The following is an 18,644-nucleotide window of genomic DNA, read 5'->3' as shown; positions in this document are numbered from 1 at the left end:
GTCAAGCGGGTTCGAGCAACGCAGCGAGGGCCGTGAAGACCTCGGCGACGGCAAAGGCGCCGGGGTCGACCACGCCGTCGAGCTGGCTGCCAATATAGGCGGACCGCCCGGCCTTGGCCTTGCGCATGGCAGCGGTGGCCTCGGCGCCGCGTCGCGCCGCGACCGCCGCGTCCTCCAGACTGCCGCTATCCAGCGCCTTCAAGGCGGGTTCCAAGGCATCGATCATCGTGCGATCGCCCATCCTCGCTCCACCATAGAAGGACATCCGATCGAGGCCGGCGAGAAGCGCCTTGGGAAGCGTTTCGCCAGACTCCAGCGCCTGCGCGGCGGCGGTGAAGAAGATCGACAGCAGCACGCCGCTGGAGCCGCCCATGCTGGCACTCAGGATGTCGCCCACGGCGGCCAGCGTGGCGGCAGGGTCGGCGAGCGGCAGCGCCGCAAGGCGGCTAAGCACGCTGCGCGCACCGGCCGCCACAGTCGATCCGGTGTCGCCGTCTCCCGCCTTGGCGTCCAGTCCGTTCAACGCGCCTTCAAGCGAGATCAACCGGTCGCAGATGGCGACCACCAGCCGCTCGGTGCGTGCGTCCGGGCTGGCTTTCGACGCGTTGCCCCGGCCGGCGGCTTTCGCCATCGGCACGACGCTGGCTTGGCGAACGGCTCTTGCCGGCAGCCAGGCGTGAGGGCCTACCGGCGCCCTCAACGCCGCTTCGCGCGGCGCATCGAGCCGGATCAGCGACAAGGAAAAGCCGTTCATGTTGAGCGCGGTCATAAGCTGCCCGGGTCCGATCGTCAGCGTCACCTTTCGTGCCAGCGGTGATGTCAACACCGCATTGGCGACAAGCAACATTTCCAGCGGTGGCACCGAACCGAGATTGTTGATCAGCAGGGCGTAGTCGCTGGCGGGATCGAGCCGCGCGGCAAGGCGCTCCGACATGATCGCAACCAGCCTTTCGGCACTTTGCACCGCAATCCGCTCAACGCCCGGTTCGCCATGGATGCCGAGGCCGAGTTCAGCGTCGTCGGCGCCAAATCTTTCGTCATGGCTCTGACCGGGGATCGAGCAGGATGACAGCGATATGCCGAGGGAAACGATATCCGCCGCCGCGGCCCGCGCAGCAGCGGCAACCGTCGACAGATCGTTGCCGGCTTCCGACATGTGGCCGGCGATCTTGTGCACGAACAAGGTGCCGGCAACGCCGCGCGGCTGGGCAATATCAGGCAGGGCGATGTCGTCGGCGACGATCACCATCTCGACGCGGAAGCCTTCGGCGCGCGCCTTCTCGGCGGCCAAGCCGAAGTTGAGGCGATCGCCGGTATAGTTCTTGACGATCAGCAGGCACCCGGCGGGACCGGTCACCGCGCGGATGGCCGTCAATACTGCTTCCACGCTCGGCGAAGCAAAGATCTCGCCTGATACCGCCGCCGTGAGCATGCCCATGCCGACGAAGCCGGCATGCGCGGGTTCGTGCCCGGCCCCGCCGCCGGAGATGATGCTGACCTTGCTCTTGTCCCAGTCTGCACGGAGGACGACCTTGATTTCGGGATAGCCGTCGAGGCGGGCGAGATCGCCGGTGCCGGTCGTGCCGAGAAAGCCGTCCAGGGCCTCAGTTACGATCGTATCCCTGCGATTGAAAAAATGCTTCATCGAATTGGTCCACTCCGGTGCCCGAAATTGCCGGTTGAAAGGTGCCAGGAAAACACTCGCGCAGCGCTCACAGCAGCCGTCGCCCATCGGCGCCGAAATACAGCGGCGAGCGATAGCGGATCATGATCCTGTCGCCCTGCGCCAGGTCGGTGTCGGGGTCGGTCAGCGTCACCAGCTTCCTGGTCCCCACCGTCACATGCAGATGGTTCTGGTCGCCGAGATGCTCGACCCAATCGACGACGCCGTCGGCATGGCCGTTCGCCGCCTTCGCGATCGAAAGATGTTCGGTACGCGCACCGATTGTCCTGGTCCCCGCCGGCGCTCCGCCATCCGGCAGCAGTCCGACCGGCAACAAATTGATTGCCGGTTGGCCGAGCCTGGCCGCGACGTGAAGGTTTGCCGGCTCAGAATAGATCGTGCGCGGCGAACCGATCTGCACCAGCACACCGTCGGCGAGGATGCCGATGCGGTCGGCCATGGTCATCGCCTCGATCTGGTCATGGGTGACGTAGAGCATGGTGGCGCCGAGTTCGGCCTGTATGCGCTTCAGCTCGAGCCTGAGATCGGCGCGCAGCTTGGCGTCGAGCGACGACAGCGGCTCGTCCATCAGGTAGATCGACGGCTTGCGCACCAAAGCGCGGCCGATAGCGACGCGCTGCATCTCGCCGCCCGAGAGTTTGGTCGAGCGATTATTCAGCTTGTGGTGGATGCGCACCATCTTGGCCACGTCCTCGACGCGGCGGCGAATCTGATCCTCCGGCATTTTCCTCGCCGGCGAGCGCAGCGGAAAGGCGAGGTTGTCGTAAACCGACAGATGCGGATAGAGCGAATATTGCTGGAACACGAAAGCGGTGTCGCGCTCGGCCGGCGACAGCGTCGTCGTGTCGTGGCCGGCAATATGGATCGAGCCCGCTTCCGGACGCTCCAGCCCGGCGATCAGCCTGAGCGTTGTCGTCTTGCCGGCGCCGGTCGGCCCGAGCAGCACGACGAATTCCCCGTCGGCGATATGCAAATCGAGATTGTCGACGGCGACATGCTCGCCAAAAGCCTTTGTCACGCCTTTGATGTGAACGTCAGCCATGATGCGCTCTCCCCTGGGAGGCCGAGTCATGGATTTCGGTGCGCACCGCACGGCCGGATCCCTTTGCGAACAGCGACAGCCGCGCGCTGTTCAGCGCCAGGCCCACATGATCGCCCGGATTGAGCCGGATTTCGGCCGGCACCCTGGCCTTGATGATGCCGTCTGCCGTCTCCACCGCCACGATCTGGGTGGTGCCGAGATATTCCGTGCCGTAAATAGCTCCGCGCAGCTTCGAAGCGTCGTCGAACCGGATGTGCTCCGGTCGGATGCCAAGCGCCATCTCGGCCGGCGCGACATCCTCGCGCACCTCCGGCACGGCCACCCTCGCGCCCTGCACAACAACTTCCCTGGCGCCCTTTGAAAGGCCGCCGCCGAAGCCGAGGAAATTCATCGGCGGCGAGCCGATGAAGTCGGCGACGAACATCGTCGCCGGCCGATCATAGATCGCGCGCGGGGTGCCGAACTGTTCGATCACGCCGTGGTTCATCACCGCGATCTTGTCGGCCATCGACATCGCTTCCATCTGGTCATGCGTGACATAGACGGTGGTGGCGTGGATGCGGTTGTGCAATTCGCGCAGCTCATGGACCATCAGGTCGCGGAATTCGGTGTCGAGCGTGCCGAGCGGCTCGTCCATCAGGAAACATTTTGGCCGCCGCACGATGGCGCGGCCGAGCGCCACGCGCTGGCGATCGCCGCCGGCTAGCCCGGAGACCGACTTGTTGAGCAGATGGTCGATCCGCAACAGCTTCGCCGTCTCTTCCACCCTGGCCCGAATTTCAGCGCCTGGCATGCCTTGCGCCAGCAGTGGAAAGCCGATGTTCTTTCTCACATTCATGTGCGGATAGAGCGCGAACAGCTGGAACACAAAGGCGATGTCGCGCTCGCGGGCACGCCGCATGGTGACGTCCTCGCCGCCAAGCAGGATCTTGCCGCCGGTCGGCAGTTCGAGCCCGGCGATCATACGAAGCGTCGTCGTCTTGCCGCAACCCGACGGCCCCAGCATGACGAAGAATTCGCCGTCCTCGACGACGAAGTTGGAATCCTGCACGGCGACGAAATCGCCGAATGCCTTTCTCAGATGTTCGACCCTGATCTCGGCCATCGTCTACTCCGGAAATTTCGAGACGATGATGAACATCGCCGTGCCGGCCAGCATGGTGACGAACGAATAGGTGTAGAGCGCCAGCGCGAAGGGCTGGAACAGCATCAGGAAGCCGATGGCGATGATCGCCGTGGCGACGTTTTCCATCAGCCCGCGCCTGGCCCAGACGGGCCAGCGCGATTTGCGTTTTATGGTCAGGCTCATTTACGCACCGCGCCAAAGGTGATGCCGCGCAGCAGTTGCTTGCGAAGCAGGATGGTGAAGACCAGGATCGGCACCAGGAAGATCGTCGTGCCGGCCGCGACCGCCGGCCAGTCCTGGCCGCCTTCGCCGATGATGGTCGGGATGAAGGGCGGCGCGGTCTGCGCCGTGCCCGAGGTCAGCAGCGCAGCGAAGGCGTATTCGTTCCAGGCAAAGATCAGACAGAAGATGGCGGTCGCAGCAATGCCCGTGGTCGCCTGCGGCAGCACGGTGCGCCAGAAAGCCTGCAGCCGCGTGTAGCCGTCGATCATCGCCGCCTCTTCATATTCGCGCGGGATCTCGTCGATGAAGCCTTTCAGCAGCCAGACTGCCAGCGACACGTTGACCGCCGTATAGAGTAGGATCATGCCGAGCGCGGTGTCCGACAGGCCGAGCTCCCGATACATCAGGTAGATCGGGATGGCGACGGCGATCGGCGGCATCATCCGCGTCGACAGGATGAAGAACAGAAGGTCGTCGGCGAGCGGCACCTTGAAGCGCGAAAAACCATAGGCCGACAGCGTGCCGAGGAACACCGCGCAAAACGTCGAGCCGAAGGCGATGATCAGCGAGTTGACGAAGCGCGGCATGAAGTTCGACGGGCCGGCGATCACCATGTTGCGCTTGCGCACCGTCTCGTCGCAGACCCCGGTCGCCGGTCCCAAGGAGTTAATGTATTCCGGGGTTTGCCGAGTCCGGGTCGAGAACAAGTTGCAGTAGCCCTCGAGGCTCGGCTGGAACAGGATCTTCGGCGGATAGGCGATCGAATCCGGCGGCGTCTTGAAGCTGGTGGCGAAGATCCACAGCAGCGGCACGATCGAGATCAGCGCGTAGGCAACGATGATCGTGCCGGCGACGCGCTTCGACGTGGCCGAGGGTGCGACAACGGAATGGGCTGACGTCAGGCTCATCTCTGCTTCACCTTGTTCAGTGCCTTGACGTAGATGTTGGCCAGGCCGAACACCGCGACGAACAGGATGATGGCGAAGGCCGAGGAATAGCCCGTCCGCCAGCTTTCGAAGGCCTGCCGCTTCAGCGTGATCGAGGCCACTTCGGTGGTCGATCCTGGCCCGCCGCCAGTGAGCAAATTGACCATGTCGAACATCTTGAAGTTCTCGATGCCGCGGAACAGCACCGCCAGCATGATGAAGGGCAGCGCCATCGGCAGCGTGATCGACCAGAACTGCCGCCAGTTGGAGGCGCGGTCGACCTCGGCCGCTTCGTAGATGTATTCGGGGATCGAGCGCAGGCCGGCGAGGCAGATCAGCATCACGTAAGGCGTCCACATCCAGGTGTCGACGATGATGATCGACCATGGCGCCAGCGACACGTTGGAGAGCATGCTGATCTGCGTTGCCGGAATGCCGGTGACGAACGAGACGGCGTAGGCGAACAGCCCGATCTGCGGCTCGTAGAGAAAGCGCCAGAAATTGCCGACCACCGCCGGCGACAGCATCATCGGCACCAGGATGATGGTCGTCCAGAAGGCGTGCCCGCGGAACTTGCGGTCGATCAGCCAGGCCAGCGTAAAGCCGATCAGCGTCTGCAGCAGGATGGTCCAGAACACGAAATGCGCCGTCGTCTGCATGGCGATCCAGATGTCCTGGTCGGCGAGAATGCGTTTGTAGTTCGCGAGCCCAAGGTTCTTCACCACCTCATTGGGACGATTGGCGCGAAAATTGGTGAAGGACAGATAGATCGCCCAGAACAGCGGGAAGATGTTGATGGCTAAAAGCAACAGGATCGTCGGCGAGATGAACAGCCAGGCGAGGCCCTTGTCGCTGATGCCCCGGACCTTGCGGGCCAACGGCTCGGGCGTAGCCCGGGCAACGCTGTCCGCAGTCCGATTGAGCATGGTCAGTCCTGCTTCGGTCACTTGGATCGTCTCGACAATGGAATTTATCTGAACTGTGTCCCGTGCCAAGGGCGGCACGGGACGGTTCGGTATGGGCTCGGGAGGAGCCGGTTACATCTTGCCCCGGTTACATCTTGCCATCGTCCTGGAAGACCTCGGTCCAGTCCTTGACGAGGCCGTCGAGGGCATCTTTGGCCGAGCCTTGCCCGGCAACGACATAGTCGTGGAAGCGCTTCTGCGATGCCTGCAAGAGTGGGGCATAGCTCGGCTCGGCCCAGAAGTCCTTCACGATGGCCATCGAGTCGAGGAAGGTCTGCGCGTAGGGCTGGCTGGCCGGGAAGGCCGGGTCCTTGACGACCGCGTTGAGGCAGGAATAGCCGCCGAGCGACCACCATTTGGACTGCACGTCCTTGCTGGCGAACCATTTGATGTATTTGAGGGCGGCTTCCTGCTTGTCGGAATAGGAGACCACCGAGATGCCCTGGCCGCCGAGCTGGGCGAACTGGTCGCCGTCCGGACCTTTGGGATTGACGAAATAACCTATCTTGTCGCCGCCGACATTCTCGTCCTTCTGCAGGCCTGGCCATGTGAATGCGAAGTTCATGTGCATCGCCACCTGGCCGGATTTGAAGGCATCGACGCCTTCGCCCATGTAGCTGTTCGAGGCGCCGGGAGGCGTGCAGCAGTCATAGAGCGCCTTGTAGAACTCCAGGCCCTTCACCGATTTATCGGAGTTGACGAAGCCTTCCATCTCGTAGGGCTTTTTCGGGTTTTCGTACTGGAAGCCGAAGCTGTAGAGTACGTCCATGGCGCCCATGGTGATGCCTTCCGAGCCGCGCTCGGTGTAGATCGACGCGCCATAGACGGTCTTGCCGTCGATCTCGCGCTTCTGGAAGAATTCGGCGATCTGCTTCAGCTGGTCGAAGGTCGTCGGCGGGCCGAGATCCCAGCCGTACTTTTCCTTGAATTCCTTCTGCAGCTCCGGCTTGGAGAACCAGTCCTTGCGGTAAGTCCAGCCGACGACGTCGCCCATGGCCGGCAGCGCCCAGTAATTCGGCGAGTTCTTCGGCCATTCCGAATAGCCAACGACGGTCGCCGGCACGAAATCATCCATGCTGATCTTCTCCTTGTCGAAGAAGTCGTTCAGCTTGACGTAATGGCCGTTCTCGGCGGCGCCGCCGATCCACTGGCTGTCGCCGATGATCAAGTCGCACAGCTTGCCGTGCGAATTCAGCTCATTGAGAAAGCGGTCGGCATAGTTGGTCCACGGCACGAACTCGAATTTCATGCCGATGCCGGTTTCCTTGGTGAAGTCCTTGGATAATTCCACAAGCGCGTTGGCCGGGTCCCAGGCTGCCCAGCAAAGCGTCAGATCTTCTGCCTGCGCGACGTTCGAAACGGCTGTCGACGCAAGGAGTGCCGAGGCCAGTCCCAACGCCAATTTAAAGGTCGATTTCATGCCTTCCTCCCATTTGCGAAACGCGTCCGGATGACGGTTTCAAGAGCCCGCTAAACCCCTCTCCTCCGGGGCCTAAACACAATGGCGGCAACGCCCAGATGTTTAGTAATTTGTTTAGTGATGCAATTTTTACTAAACAACGCAAGCGAATTCGTTGCTGCACCGCAGCATGCTGGATAGGAACCAACGTGAGAAGTTGCGGCGGCCTGCCTAGGTCACCGTCTTGTTGCTGACCGTCACCGGTCGGATCACTGGGGCCGGCGGCAGCAGCGCGCGGACATCGGCGAAGGGGAAGACCGGCTCGAAGCGGAAGGCCTCGGCGAATGATCCGGCTGGGCCGTTGCACTGGCCGGCGCGAAAGGCGTTCTGCGTGCGCGCCGCGTCGACGAAACGCTCGGGATCCTGCGACTGGTGCGCCCGGATCGCCTCCGCCTTGAGATCGAAATGCCCGGAGGTATCGACGAAGTGCGTTGGCGAAAACCCGGTGCCGCCGAACGTGTCGGCATGCAGCACGGGCACCGAGAATGATGCGGCGATGCGCATGCCATCCGACAGCGCGCGGTGGTCGCCATGATAGTCGTTCGGCGCATGGGTGATCGCCAGATCCGGCCCTATCTCGCCGATCAGCGCTTTCAGCGCTCCGATCAGGGCGGCGTCCGCCACCAGTGCGCCATCGGGAAAGTCGAGGAAGCGCGGCGTCACGCCAAGCAGACCGGCCGCCGCGGTCGCCTCCTTGCGGCGCGTGCGGGCAAGCGCGGCCGGATCGCCATAGCCGCCCCTGGTGCCATCCGTGGCTATGGCAAAAAAGAGTTCTGCGCCTTGCGCGGCATAGGCCGCCATCGTACCGAACATGAAGATCTCGATGTCGTCCGGATGCGCGCCAAGCGCCAATATCTTCACTCTCATCTCTCCCAGAAACGGAAAAACGTGCCCAACGGAATTCTGCTCGCTCTCATCGCCTATGCAAGCTATTCGTGCAGCGACGCCGTTGTCAAAAGCCTGGGCGGGCAGTTCAATGTCTTCGAGATCGGCTTCTTCTCGACATTGTTTGCCGGCTGTTTCCTGCTTTTCGCCAGGCCGCCAGGCGAGCGCTGGCGCGATTTCTGGCGCACGACCCGGCCCGGGCGGTACAGGCCCGCGCCTGGGCCGGCATCGCGTCGGGTGTGCTCAGCGTCTATGCCTTCACCACCATCCCGCTGGCGGAAGTCTATGCGCTGATCTTCCTGGCGCCGCTGTTCGTCACCATCCTGGCCACGCTGGTCCTCAAGGAGAAGGTCGGCCCATGGCGGTGGCTTGCGGTCGTCGCTGGCTTTGCCGGGGTCATGCTGGTCGTCAGGCCTGGTTTTCGCGAGTTGCATCTTGGTCATCTGGCGGCGTTCATCATCGCTTTCCTGGCCGCCACCAATGTCATCCTGATGCGTTCGCTCGCCGCTCAGGAAAAACGCACGACGATGCTCGGCGTGCTGATCGGCTACGGCCTGCTCTTCAACGGCGTCGGTGCGGCGGCCACCTCGTTCTCGCTGCCGGATGGCAGGCAATGGGCGTGGCTTGTGCTGGCCGGCGCCTTCACCGCCGGCGGCCAGCTGCTGCATCTGCTGGCGGTCAAATACGCACCGGCCAACAGCATCGCTCCTACGCATTACTCGCAGATCGTCTGGGCGGTGCTTCTGGGCGCGCTGTTCTTCAGGGAATATCCCGATTTTCTGTCGCTGGTCGGGCTCGCCGTGGTCGGCGGTTCCGGCCTGCTGACAATGGTGCGCGAGGAGGTGCGGCTCGGCACGGTGCGCTGGAACCCGTTTTCGCGGACCAGGCTTTGAATCGGCGCCGAGGTTGCGCCGCGACCGCCACCGCTGATATGCGATCGGCGCCAACTGGCTGCACAGCATAGCACAATGACCACAAAACCCTTGCCGGACCTGCCGGTCTCCGCTGTCTTGCCGGCGCTCGATGAAGCGCTGAGCCATGGTAACAGCGCCGTGCTGGTGGCGCCGCCCGGCGCCGGCAAGACGACTTTGGTTCCACTGGCGCTGCTCGACGCTGAATGGCTCGGCGCCGGAAAAATCGTTCTGCTCGAGCCTCGCCGCCTCGCCGCCCGCGCTGCTGCCCGCCGCATGGCCGAATTGCTTGGCCAAGAGCCCGGCGAAACCGTCGGCTATGCCATGCGCATGGAAAACCGCACGTCCGCGAAGACCAGGATTCTCGTCGTCACCGAAGGCGTGCTGTCCCGCATGATCCTCGACGATCCCGAACTGCCCGGTGTCGCGGCGGTGTTGTTCGACGAGTTCCACGAGCGCTCGCTCGACGGCGATTTCGGGCTGGCGCTGGCGCTCGACGTGCAAAGTGCGCTGAGGCCCGACCTCAGATTGCTGGTGATGTCGGCGACGCTCGATGGCGCGCGTGTCGCAAAATTGCTGTCCGGCGCGCCGGTGATCGAGAGCGCAGGCCGCGCCTTCCCGGTCGACATCCGCTATGACGAGCGGCCGGCCGGCATCGCCATCGAGGACGCGATGGCCAGGGCGATCCGCTCGGCGCTTGCCGGGGAGGTGGGCAGCGTGCTCGCTTTCCTGCCCGGCCAGCGCGAGATCGAGCGCACCGCGGAGCGGCTGGCCGGCAAGGTCGGCGCCGACACGGACATCGTGCCGCTCTTCGGCATGCTCGACAACAAGACGCAGGACGCGGCGATCAAGCCTGCGCCGCCCGGCCGCCGCAAGGTCGTGCTGGCGACGTCGATCGCCGAAACCTCCATCACCATCGACGGCGTGCGCGTCGTCATCGATTCCGGCCTGTCGCGGCTGCCGCGCTATGAGCCGGCGAGCGGCCTGACGCGGCTGGAGACGGTACGTGCTTCCCGCGCTTCCGCCGACCAGCGCGCCGGCCGTGCCGGGCGCACGCAGCCCGGCGTCGCCATTCGGTTGTGGCGGGCCGAGCAGACGACGGCACTGCCGGCCTTCACGCCGCCGGAAATCCTCGAGGCCGATCTTTCCGGCCTGTTGCTCGATTGCGCCGCGTTCGGCGTCGCCGATCCGACCAGCCTGTCCTTCCTCGATCCCCCGCCGGCTGCGGCGCTCACCGAGGCGAGGGCGCTGCTGCGTGCGCTCGATGCGGTCGATGCGGCAGGACGCCTGACGGATGCCGGTGCCGCGATGCGCAGGCTGGCGCTACCGGTGCGGCTCGCCCACATGGTCGCCGAGGCGGCAAGGACCGGACAGGGGCTCGAGGCGGCGATGCTCGCCGTGCTATTGACCGAGCGTGGCCTTGGCGGCGAGGGTGCCGATCTGGAACGGCGGCTAATGCGCTTTCACGCCGAAAGATCGCAGCGTGCCACCGCTGCCCGGCAACTGGCCGAGAGGTTGGCAAAGCAGGCTTCACCCTCCCCCTCGAGGGGAGGGTCGGCGAACGAGCCGAGCGCAGCGAGACGAGGGAGACGGGGCGGGGCCGCCGATGGCGTGCCCGAACCGACCCCGCCCCGATCCGCTACGCGGATCAACCCTCCCCTAAAGGAGGAGGGCAGCACTGCCGGCTCGCTCCTCATCCATGCCTGGCCGGATCGGGTCGCCAAAGCGCGCGGCGAGCGTGGCCGCTTCGTGCTTGCCAACGGCTCGGGCGCCATGCTCGACGCCTCCGATCCGCTGGCCGGCGAGACATGGCTCGTCGTCGCCGACCTGCAGGGCAAGGCGCAGAACGCCCGCATCACCGCGGCGGCAGCCATCGATGAGACCGATATCCGTGCCGCGCTGGCGGAAAGGATCGAGACGCGCCGCGAGGTCAGCTTCGACCGCGACAGGCGCGCGGTGCGGGTGCGCGAAACGGTTCGCCTCGGGGCCATCACGTTGTCCGAACGCATGCTGCCGGCGCCGACCGGTGCCGACGCGGATCGCGCCATCCTCGACGCCTTGCGCGAACACGGCCTGTCCCTGTTGCCGTGGAACAGGGAGGCGGAGACGTTGCGGCAGCGGCTCGGCTGGCTGCATCGCGGCCTCGGCGCGCCATGGCCCGATGTCTCCGATGCCGCGCTCGTCGAGTGCCTCGACGACTGGCTGCTGCCATTCCTTTCCGGTGCCACAGCCTTTACGGCGATTGATCCTAGCGTGCTTTCGCAAGGCCTGATGACGCTGGTGCCGCACGAATTGCAGCGCAAGATCGACACATTGGCGCCGACCCATTTCGACGCGCCGTCGGGCAGCCGGCTACCGATCCGCTATGACGGCGAATGGCCGGTGCTGGCGGCGCGCGTGCAGGAGCTGTTCGGCCTCGACCGGCATCCGGCGGTCGCCAACGGCACTGTGCCGCTGACCCTCGAATTGCTGTCGCCGGCGCACCGGCCGATCCAGACGACGCGCGACCTGCCCGGCTTTTGGCGCGGCTCCTGGGCCGATGTGCGGGCAGAGATGCGTGGCCGCTATCCCAGGCATGTCTGGCCGGAGAACCCGCTTCTCGCCGCCGCCACCAGCCGCGCGAAGCCGCGCGGTACCTGATGCTTCCCGGACCATGATCACAACCCGAAGGTCCGCGTCAGGGGAAAGTGGTCCCGGTTTTCGGAAAGACCTCCAGCGGTTTCCCCTCTATAATCCCGCCATGATAAACATTCTGCACGCGCCCGACTTCCAGCAAAGCCAGCGGCTGCGCCTCAACACGCTGATCAGGCTGCGCTGGCTTGCCATTGTCGGCCAGAGCCTGACCGTGCTTGTCGTCGCCTACGGGCTGAAATTTCCGCTGCCGGTCAGCATGTGTTTTGCGCTGATCGCTTGTTCGGCCTGGATGAACCTGTTGCTGACCTTCCGCTATCCGGCGGCGCATCGGCTTACCCCGTTCTCGGCCTTTGCCATCCTGACCTTCGACAGCCTGCAGCTTGCCGGCCTGCTCTACATGACCGGCGGCCTTACCAATCCGTTTTCGCTGCTGATGACCGTGCCCGTCGTCGTCTCGGCGACGTCGCTGCCGCTGCGATTGACGGCTCTGCTCGGTGCGCTGGTGATCGTGGCGGCGACGCTGCTGGTCTTCTACCACCTGCCGCTGCCCTGGCATGAGGGGGCGCCATTGGCGATGCCGTTCATCTATGTCGCCGGCATGTGGATGGCGGTGTTCTGCTCCATCGCCTTTACCGCGATCTATGCCTTCCGGGTGGCAGAGGAGGCGCGGCTGCTTGCCAACGCGCTTGCCGCCACGGAATTGGTGCTGCAGCGAGAACAGCATCTCTCGGCCCTCGACGGCCTCGCCGCGGCCGCCGCGCACGAGCTCGGCACGCCGCTCGCCACCATCACGCTTGTCGCCAAGGAGATGGAGAAGGCGCTTGGCGAAGATCCGAAATACGGCGAGGACGTGAAGCTGCTGCGTTCGCAGAGCGAGCGCTGCCGCGAAATCCTGAAGCGCCTGACCAGCCTTTCCTCCGAAAGCGAAGTGCACCTCTCGCGCCTGCCGCTGACCTCGCTGGTCGAGGAAGTGACGGCACCGCACCGCGATTTCGGCATTTCGATCAAGCTTCGGCCGGGGGAGCGCATCGGCCCGGAACCGGTGGGCCGGCGCAATCCCGGCGTCATTTACGGGCTCGGCAATTTGGTCGAGAACGCCGTCGACTTCGCCCGCAAGAACGTCACCATACGCTGGAGGTGGAACGAGGCCGCCGTCAGCTTCTCGATCATCGACGACGGGCCGGGCTTTCCACCGGAGATCATCGACCGTATCGGCGAACCCTATATGTCGACCCGCCAGGGCACCGAAGCCGGCGGCGGCCTCGGCCTCGGCCTATTCATCGCCAAGACCTTGCTCGAACGCTCCGGCGCGACGCTCGATTTCCGCAATTCGAGCGAGCCCGGCGAGGGCGCTATCGTGCAGATATCGTGGCCGCGCAGCGTCTTCCTTAATCCCGAGCAGGCTTCGGCCACCATGTTCGACACGGCCTAAATTGGACAATAGCGTTGCGAAACTATATTTGCGTAAAAATCAGGCAGCAGGATTTTCAGCACGATGAGTACTGACGAAACGATTGGCGCAATGGTCGAAGGCGAGGACACCTCGCTGCTGATCGTGGACGACGACAAGCCGTTCCTGACGCGGCTTGCCCGCGCCATGGAAACCAGGGGTTTCGTGGTCGAGACGGCGGAGAGCGTCGAGGAGGCGGTTGCCAAGGCGCGCGCCAATCCGCCGGCCTATGCGGTGGTCGACATGCGGCTGGCCGACGGCAACGGCCTGGACGTCGTCGCTGCCATTCGCGAGAAGCGCGACGATGCTCGCGCCATAATCCTTACAGGCTATGGCAACATCGCCACTGCGGTGACGGCGGTAAAGCTCGGCGCCATCGACTATCTATCGAAGCCGGCCGATGCCGACGACATCTTTGCAGCCCTGACCCGCACGGCGGGCGAACGTGCCGCGCCGCCGGAAAATCCAATGTCGGCTGATCGCGTGCGCTGGGAACACATCCAGCGCGTCTACGAAATGTGCGACCGCAATGTCTCGGAAACCGCACGCCGCCTGAACATGCATCGCCGCACGCTGCAACGCATCCTCGCCAAGCGCGCGCCGCGCTAAAAGGTTCTGACTGCAGGCTTGCCCGGCCAGCGCCGTTTGCGCATCATCGCTGGGCGGTGCGTCGGATCTTGCCGCTGATACGACGGAGGCGACATGCAGGACGAAAAGCGGCTGGTCTCCATGCTGCGCGAATTCCTCGACAGCGAGGCGGCCGGCGGCCTCATCCTGATGGCTGCGGCGGCCCTGGCCCTGATCGTCGCCAATTCGCCGCTGGCCGAAGCTTATTTCTCCGCCCTCCATGCCTATCTCGGACCGCTCAGCGTCTCGCACTGGATCAATGACGGCCTGATGGCGGTGTTCTTCCTGCTGGTTGGCCTCGAGATCAAGCGCGAGATGCTCGACGGCCAACTCTCGACCTGGCCGCGCCGCGTGCTGCCCGGCATCGCCGCCGCCGGTGGCATGGCGGTGCCAGCACTGGTCTACGTCGCCATCAACCGCAACAATCCAGCCGCTCTGTCCGGCTGGGCGATCCCGACCGCCACCGATATCGCCTTTGCGCTCGGCGTGCTGTCGCTGCTCGGCAGCCGCGTGCCGGGCTCGTTGAAGATATTCCTTACCGCGCTCGCCATCATCGACGATCTCGGCGCCGTGCTCATCATCGCGGTGTTCTATACCAGCGGTCTGTCGCTCGCCTATCTCGGCGCCGCCTTCGCCGTCATCGCGCTGCTGGTGGTGCTCAACCGCATGCGGGTGCTGACGCTGCTGCCTTATATCGTGCTTGGTGTCGTGCTGTGGGTTTTGGTTTTGAAATCGGGCGTCCATGCGACGCTCGCCGGGGTCGCGCTGGCTCTCACCATACCGCTGAAGATCTCGTCGGGCAGCGGCCACGATCTCGACCATTCGCCGCTGCACCGGCTCGAACACGGCCTGCACAAAATCGTACCCTTTTTCGTCATCCCGATCTTCGGTTTTGCCAACGCCGGCGTTTCGCTCGGCGGTCTCAGCGCTGCCGCCCTGGTCGAGCCGCTGACGCTCGGCGTCGCCGCGGGTCTCGTCGCCGGCAAACTGGTCGGCGTGTTCGGGTCTTCCGCGCTTGCCATCCGGCGTGGCTTCGCTGATCTGCCGGTCAATACCGGCTGGCTGCACATGATCGGCATTTCGCTGCTCTGCGGCATAGGCTTCACCATGAGCCTGTTCATCGGCCTGCTCGCCTTCGCCAGCGACGTCGCTCTGCAGGACGCGGTCAAGGTCGGCATTCTCGCCGGCTCTTTCATCGCAGCGATCCTCGGCGCCGCTGTGCTGCTGGTTGCGCCGGCCGCGAGCGGGGCGGAGGAGGCGGAAGAATAATCGCGTGGCGCCTTCGGCCTGAGGCCACCGTCTCCCCGAGGGCGCTATCCGTGCGCAACCATGACGTGGCGGACGGCGGTATAGTCCTCCAGCGCGTAGAGCGACATGTCCTTGCCGTAGCCGGACTGTTTCAATCCGCCATGCGGCATCTCGTTGGTCAGCATGAAATGGGTGTTGATCCAGGTGCAGCCATATTGCAGCCGGGCGGCTGTCGCCATGGCGCGCGATACATCCTTGGTCCACACCGATGACGCCAGGCCGTAGTCGCTGTCATTGGCCCAGTTCACCGCCTCGTCGACTTCGGAAAAGCGGGTGACCGAAACGACCGGCCCGAACACTTCGCGGCGCACGATCTCGTCTTCCTGCAGCGCGCCGGCGACGACGGTCGGCTGGTAGAAGAAGCCGGAGCCCTCACCCGGCTTGCCGCCGGTGGTGATCTCGATGTGCTTCAGCTCCGAGGCGCGCTCGACGAAGCTCGAGACGCGGTCGCGCTGGCGACGCGAGATCAGCGGCCCGATCTCGTTCTCGGTATCGTCGGGGCGATCATACTTGATGGTCGAGACGGCGGAGGAGAGGTCGGCGACGAGCTTGTCGTATATTTTCTTGCCGGCATAGATACGGCAGGCGGCGGTGCAGTCCTGGCCGGCATTGTAATAGCCGAAGGCACGCAGGCCGTTGACCACCGCACCGAGATCGGCGTCGTCGAAGACGATGACCGGCGCCTTGCCGCCGAGTTCGAGATGCGTGCGCTTGACCGACTTGGCGGCAGCCTGCAGCACCTTCTTGCCGGTGGCGACATCGCCGGTGATCGAGATCATATTGACCTTCGGATGATTGATCAGCGTGTTGCCGACGCTGTCGCCGCGGCCGAGCACGACATTGACCACGCCTTCCGGCAGGATCTCGGCAAGGACGGTCGCCAGCTTGAGCGCGGTCAGCGGCGTCTGCTCCGACGGCTTGAAGACGACGGTGTTGCCGCCGGCAATCGCCGGCGCCAGCTTCCACGCCATCATCATCAGCGGATAGTTCCATGGCGCGATCGACGCGACGATGCCGATGGCGTCGCGGCGAATCATCGAGGTGTGGCCGGGAATGTATTCGCCGGCGACCTGGCCGGGCATGGAGCGGACCGCGCCGGCAAAGAAGCGGTAGCAATCGACGATGGCCGGGATCTCATCGTTGAGCACGGCATTGATCGGTTTGCCGCAGTTCAGTGCCTCAAGTGCGGCGAAATCCTGCGCCGCCGCCTCGATGCGGTCGGCGATCTTCAGCAGGTAGCCGGAGCGCTGCGCCGGCGTGGTGCGCGACCAGGTGACGAAGGCCTTTTCGGCCGCCGCCACCGCGGCCTCGATTTGCGCCTGACTGGCTTCGGGCAGGTTGAGAATGGTCGCCCCGGTCTTCGGATTGAGGATCGGCTCCTCGGTCTCTGTGCCCTTCTCGAATTTCGAGCCGATCAGCATCTGCGTGTCCATGGAAGTCTCTCCCTTATGAACGTGTGAGGTCATTTGCCCGAACCGGCGATCTGGTCGCCGTCGCGGGTCAGGTAATAGGCAGCGAGGATGGGCAGCAGCGTCACCAGCACGACGACCATCGCCACGACATTGGTGACCGGACGCTGACGCGGGCGGATCAGCTCCTCCAGCATCCAGATCGGCACGGTCTGCTGCTGGCCGGCGGTGAAGGTGGTGACGATGACCTCGTCGAAGGACAAAGCGAAGGCAAGCATCCCGCCGGCAAGCAGCGCGGTGGCGATGTTGGGCAGCACGACATGCCGAAATGTCTGGAAACCGTCAGCGCCGAGATCCATCGACGCTTCGATCATCGAGCCGGAGGTACGGCGAAACCTGGCGACCGCGTTGTTGTAGACGACGACCACGCAGAAGGTGGCGTGGCCGAGCACGATCGTCCAGAACGAGAACGGGATCTCGGCCAGCGCGAAGGCCGAGCGCAGCGCAATGCCGGTGATGATGCCGGGCAGCGCGATCGGCAGGATGACCAGCAGCGAGATGGTTTCGCGGCCGAAGAAGCGTGTCCGCGACACGGCCGCCGCGCACAGCGTGCCGAGGACCAGCGCCATGGTCGTCGAGATCGCCGCGACCCGCACCGACAGCGACAGCGCCTGCCATACGTCGGGCCGGTTCCAGGTGACGGCGAACCACTGCGTGGTCAGCCCCGGCGGCGGCCAGACGAAGCTCTTTTCCTCGGTGGTGAAGGCATAGACGAAGATCAGCAGGATCGGCAAATGCAGGAAAAGCAGACCGGCGGTCGCGGCCAGCTTCAGGCCGAGAGGCGCGGATTGACCACGGTCAGAGCGCATCGAAGGCCCCCATGCGCTTGGCGCCCCAGAGGTAGAAGCCCATGGTGACGATGGGCACCACCGTGAAGGCGGCGGCGAGCGGAATATTGCCGGCGGTGCCTTGCTGCGAATAGACGGCCTGGCCGATGAACAGCCGCGACGTGCCGATGATCTGCGGGATGATGTAGTCGCCGAGCGTCAGCGAAAAGGTGAAGATCGAGCCGGCGACGATGCCCGGCAATGCCAGCGGGAACAGCACGTTGCGGAAGGTCTGGCCGGGCGAGGCGCCGAGATCGGAAGAAGCCTCGACCAGATTGCCCGGCACGCGCTCCAGCGCCGCCTGCACCGGCAGGATCATGAACGGCAGCCAGACATAGACGAAGACGATGAAGGTGCCGGTGGACGACACCGACAGCGAATTGCCGCCGACGACCGGCAGCGACAGCCAAGCGTCGAGCAGCCACAGAAGATGCAATTTGGCGAGCAGCCAGGTCAGGATGCCTTCCTTGGCGAGGATCAGCTTCCAGGCATAGATCTTGACCAGATAGCTCGACCACAGCGGCAGCATGACGCCGAGGTAGAACAGCGCCTTCCAGCGGCCGCGCGCATAGCGCGCCGCGTAATAGGCGATGGGAAAGGCGATGATCGCCGAGGCGAGCGTGACCAGCGCCGCCATCGTCACCGTGCGCAGGATGATGTCGAGATTGGCGGCCTGCAGCAGGTCGCCATAGGTCTTCAGCGTAAACTGCCGGTTGATGAGACCGGAGAACTCGTCGATCGAAAAGAAGCTCTGCAGCAGCAGCGCGAACAGCGAGCCGATATAGACGATGCCGAGCCACAGCACCGGCGGCAGCAGCATCAGGAGCAGCAGGAGTTGCGGTCGGCGCCAGAAGAGGTCCGAGAGGGCGCCGCGCAGGCCGCCGCTGCCCGGCAGTATGGCGGGGGCGGGACTGGAGTTGAGCGCGGCGATCGTCATGACGCGCCTGTCGTGTTGATTGGATCAATGGCGGAAAGGCCGAGATCCTTCGCACCCCCCTCTGTCCTGCCGGACATCTCCCCCGCAAGGGCAGGGCTATCGCATATGAGTGATGGCATTGATGAGATAGTCATCGTTCCAGGCGCATTTCTTGATGCGATGGCTGATGGGG

General features: G+C 64.5%; 15 protein-coding genes and 1 pseudogene. 5 read left to right on the top strand and 11 right to left on the bottom strand.

Going from position 1 to position 18,644, the window contains the following annotated elements; translation table 11 throughout:
- Position 1: 1 nt before the first annotated feature.
- The 8 genes from NKH80_RS25840 to NKH80_RS25805 form a co-directional block, all read right to left on the bottom strand.
- On the bottom strand, positions 2-1,645 hold the full coding sequence (locus NKH80_RS25840) for a dihydroxyacetone kinase subunit DhaK (protein WP_352994414.1): 1,644 nt from the start codon (positions 1,643-1,645) through the stop codon (positions 2-4).
- A gap of 67 nt (positions 1,646-1,712) precedes the next feature.
- Positions 1,713-2,726 carry an ABC transporter ATP-binding protein gene (locus tag NKH80_RS25835; RefSeq protein ID WP_352506964.1) on the bottom strand — a complete coding sequence of 338 codons (1,014 nt, stop codon included), beginning with the start codon at positions 2,724-2,726 and terminating at the stop codon, positions 1,713-1,715.
- Entirely contained in the window at positions 2,719-3,831 is a 1,113-nt protein-coding gene (locus tag NKH80_RS25830; RefSeq protein WP_352878196.1) for an ABC transporter ATP-binding protein, read from the bottom strand. Before NKH80_RS25830 ends, NKH80_RS25835 begins: the two co-directional genes overlap by 8 nt.
- A gap of 3 nt (positions 3,832-3,834) precedes the next feature.
- Positions 3,835-4,035, bottom strand: a complete 201-nt coding sequence (locus NKH80_RS25825; RefSeq protein ID WP_352994411.1) for a hypothetical protein — start codon at positions 4,033-4,035, stop codon at positions 3,835-3,837.
- Positions 4,032-4,982 (bottom strand): carbohydrate ABC transporter permease, encoded by a 951-nt coding sequence (locus tag NKH80_RS25820; RefSeq protein ID WP_254816115.1) that lies wholly within the window; start codon positions 4,980-4,982, stop codon positions 4,032-4,034. Before NKH80_RS25820 ends, NKH80_RS25825 begins: the two co-directional genes overlap by 4 nt.
- The gene (locus NKH80_RS25815; protein WP_302893612.1) at positions 4,979-5,926 is read right to left on the bottom strand and encodes a carbohydrate ABC transporter permease; all 948 of its coding nucleotides are present in this window, start codon (positions 5,924-5,926) and stop codon (positions 4,979-4,981) included. The genes NKH80_RS25820 and NKH80_RS25815 overlap by 4 nt, the downstream gene beginning before the upstream one ends.
- Before the next feature lie 127 nt (positions 5,927-6,053).
- Positions 6,054-7,385, bottom strand: a complete 1,332-nt coding sequence (locus tag NKH80_RS25810; protein WP_352994408.1) for an ABC transporter substrate-binding protein — start codon at positions 7,383-7,385, stop codon at positions 6,054-6,056.
- Positions 7,386-7,595: 210 nt separating this feature from the next.
- Positions 7,596-8,285 carry a PIG-L deacetylase family protein gene (locus tag NKH80_RS25805; protein WP_352994405.1) on the bottom strand — a complete coding sequence of 230 codons (690 nt, stop codon included), beginning with the start codon at positions 8,283-8,285 and terminating at the stop codon, positions 7,596-7,598.
- Between the two features lie 27 nt (positions 8,286-8,312).
- Between NKH80_RS25805 and NKH80_RS25800 the strand changes: the two are divergent.
- The 5 genes and pseudogenes from NKH80_RS25800 to nhaA all read left to right on the top strand — a co-directional run bounded on the left by NKH80_RS25800 (position 8,313) and on the right by nhaA (position 15,200).
- A pseudogene (locus NKH80_RS25800) lies at positions 8,313-9,202 on the top strand (DMT family transporter).
- Between the two features lie 75 nt (positions 9,203-9,277).
- Positions 9,278-11,860, top strand: coding sequence for an ATP-dependent helicase HrpB (gene hrpB / locus NKH80_RS25795; protein ID WP_352994403.1), 2,583 nt, complete (start codon positions 9,278-9,280; stop codon positions 11,858-11,860).
- A 100-nt stretch (positions 11,861-11,960) separates the two neighbouring features.
- On the top strand, positions 11,961-13,286 hold the full coding sequence (locus NKH80_RS25790) for an ActS/PrrB/RegB family redox-sensitive histidine kinase (RefSeq protein WP_352506958.1): 1,326 nt from the start codon (positions 11,961-11,963) through the stop codon (positions 13,284-13,286).
- Between the two features lie 63 nt (positions 13,287-13,349).
- Complete coding sequence (locus NKH80_RS25785) at positions 13,350-13,913, top strand: ActR/PrrA/RegA family redox response regulator transcription factor (RefSeq protein WP_023676342.1); 564 nt, start codon at positions 13,350-13,352, stop codon at positions 13,911-13,913.
- A gap of 93 nt (positions 13,914-14,006) precedes the next feature.
- Positions 14,007-15,200: a Na+/H+ antiporter NhaA gene (nhaA, locus tag NKH80_RS25780; protein WP_352994400.1), complete on the top strand. Its 1,194-nt coding sequence runs from the start codon at positions 14,007-14,009 to the stop codon at positions 15,198-15,200.
- A gap of 44 nt (positions 15,201-15,244) precedes the next feature.
- Here nhaA and NKH80_RS25775 read toward each other — a convergent pair whose 3' ends face one another.
- From NKH80_RS25775 to NKH80_RS25765, 3 genes are read right to left on the bottom strand one after another with little or no spacing between them, the layout of a single operon-like run.
- Positions 15,245-16,672, bottom strand: coding sequence for a gamma-aminobutyraldehyde dehydrogenase (locus NKH80_RS25775; RefSeq protein WP_352994397.1), 1,428 nt, complete (start codon positions 16,670-16,672; stop codon positions 15,245-15,247).
- A gap of 29 nt (positions 16,673-16,701) precedes the next feature.
- A complete protein-coding gene (locus NKH80_RS25770) occupies positions 16,702-17,517 on the bottom strand; it encodes an ABC transporter permease (protein ID WP_352994394.1) in 816 nt (271 codons plus the stop codon).
- Positions 17,507-18,472 (bottom strand): ABC transporter permease, encoded by a 966-nt coding sequence (locus tag NKH80_RS25765; RefSeq protein WP_352994391.1) that lies wholly within the window; start codon positions 18,470-18,472, stop codon positions 17,507-17,509. The genes NKH80_RS25770 and NKH80_RS25765 overlap by 11 nt, the downstream gene beginning before the upstream one ends.
- Positions 18,473-18,644: the final 172 nt, after the last annotated feature.

It is taken from the genome of Mesorhizobium sp. M0904 (genome assembly GCF_040319475.1).
GTDB lineage: Bacteria > Pseudomonadota > Alphaproteobacteria > Rhizobiales > Rhizobiaceae > Mesorhizobium.
This window is presented reverse-complemented; position numbering and strand designations above follow the sequence as displayed.

Bases quoted from the DNA above. Each gene is read 5' to 3' on its own strand.
- NKH80_RS25790 (WP_352506958.1), top strand. From the start codon at position 11,961: ATGATAAACATTCTGCACGCGCCCGACTTCCAGCAAAGCCAGCGGCTG.
- NKH80_RS25840 (WP_352994414.1), bottom strand. From the start codon at position 1,645: ATGAAGCATTTTTTCAATCGCAGGGATACGATCGTAACTGAGGCCCTG.
- NKH80_RS25835 (WP_352506964.1), bottom strand. From the start codon at position 2,726: ATGGCTGACGTTCACATCAAAGGCGTGACAAAGGCTTTTGGCGAGCAT.
- NKH80_RS25825 (WP_352994411.1), bottom strand. From the start codon at position 4,035: ATGAGCCTGACCATAAAACGCAAATCGCGCTGGCCCGTCTGGGCCAGG.
- NKH80_RS25770 (WP_352994394.1), bottom strand. From the start codon at position 17,517: ATGCGCTCTGACCGTGGTCAATCCGCGCCTCTCGGCCTGAAGCTGGCC.
- NKH80_RS25765 (WP_352994391.1), bottom strand. From the start codon at position 18,472: ATGACGATCGCCGCGCTCAACTCCAGTCCCGCCCCCGCCATACTGCCG.
- hrpB (WP_352994403.1), top strand. From the start codon at position 9,278: ATGACCACAAAACCCTTGCCGGACCTGCCGGTCTCCGCTGTCTTGCCG.
- nhaA (WP_352994400.1), top strand. From the start codon at position 14,007: ATGCAGGACGAAAAGCGGCTGGTCTCCATGCTGCGCGAATTCCTCGAC.
- NKH80_RS25810 (WP_352994408.1), bottom strand. From the start codon at position 7,385: ATGAAATCGACCTTTAAATTGGCGTTGGGACTGGCCTCGGCACTCCTT.
- NKH80_RS25830 (WP_352878196.1), bottom strand. From the start codon at position 3,831: ATGGCCGAGATCAGGGTCGAACATCTGAGAAAGGCATTCGGCGATTTC.
- NKH80_RS25775 (WP_352994397.1), bottom strand. From the start codon at position 16,672: ATGGACACGCAGATGCTGATCGGCTCGAAATTCGAGAAGGGCACAGAG.
- NKH80_RS25815 (WP_302893612.1), bottom strand. From the start codon at position 5,926: ATGCTCAATCGGACTGCGGACAGCGTTGCCCGGGCTACGCCCGAGCCG.
- NKH80_RS25785 (WP_023676342.1), top strand. From the start codon at position 13,350: ATGAGTACTGACGAAACGATTGGCGCAATGGTCGAAGGCGAGGACACC.
- NKH80_RS25820 (WP_254816115.1), bottom strand. From the start codon at position 4,982: ATGAGCCTGACGTCAGCCCATTCCGTTGTCGCACCCTCGGCCACGTCG.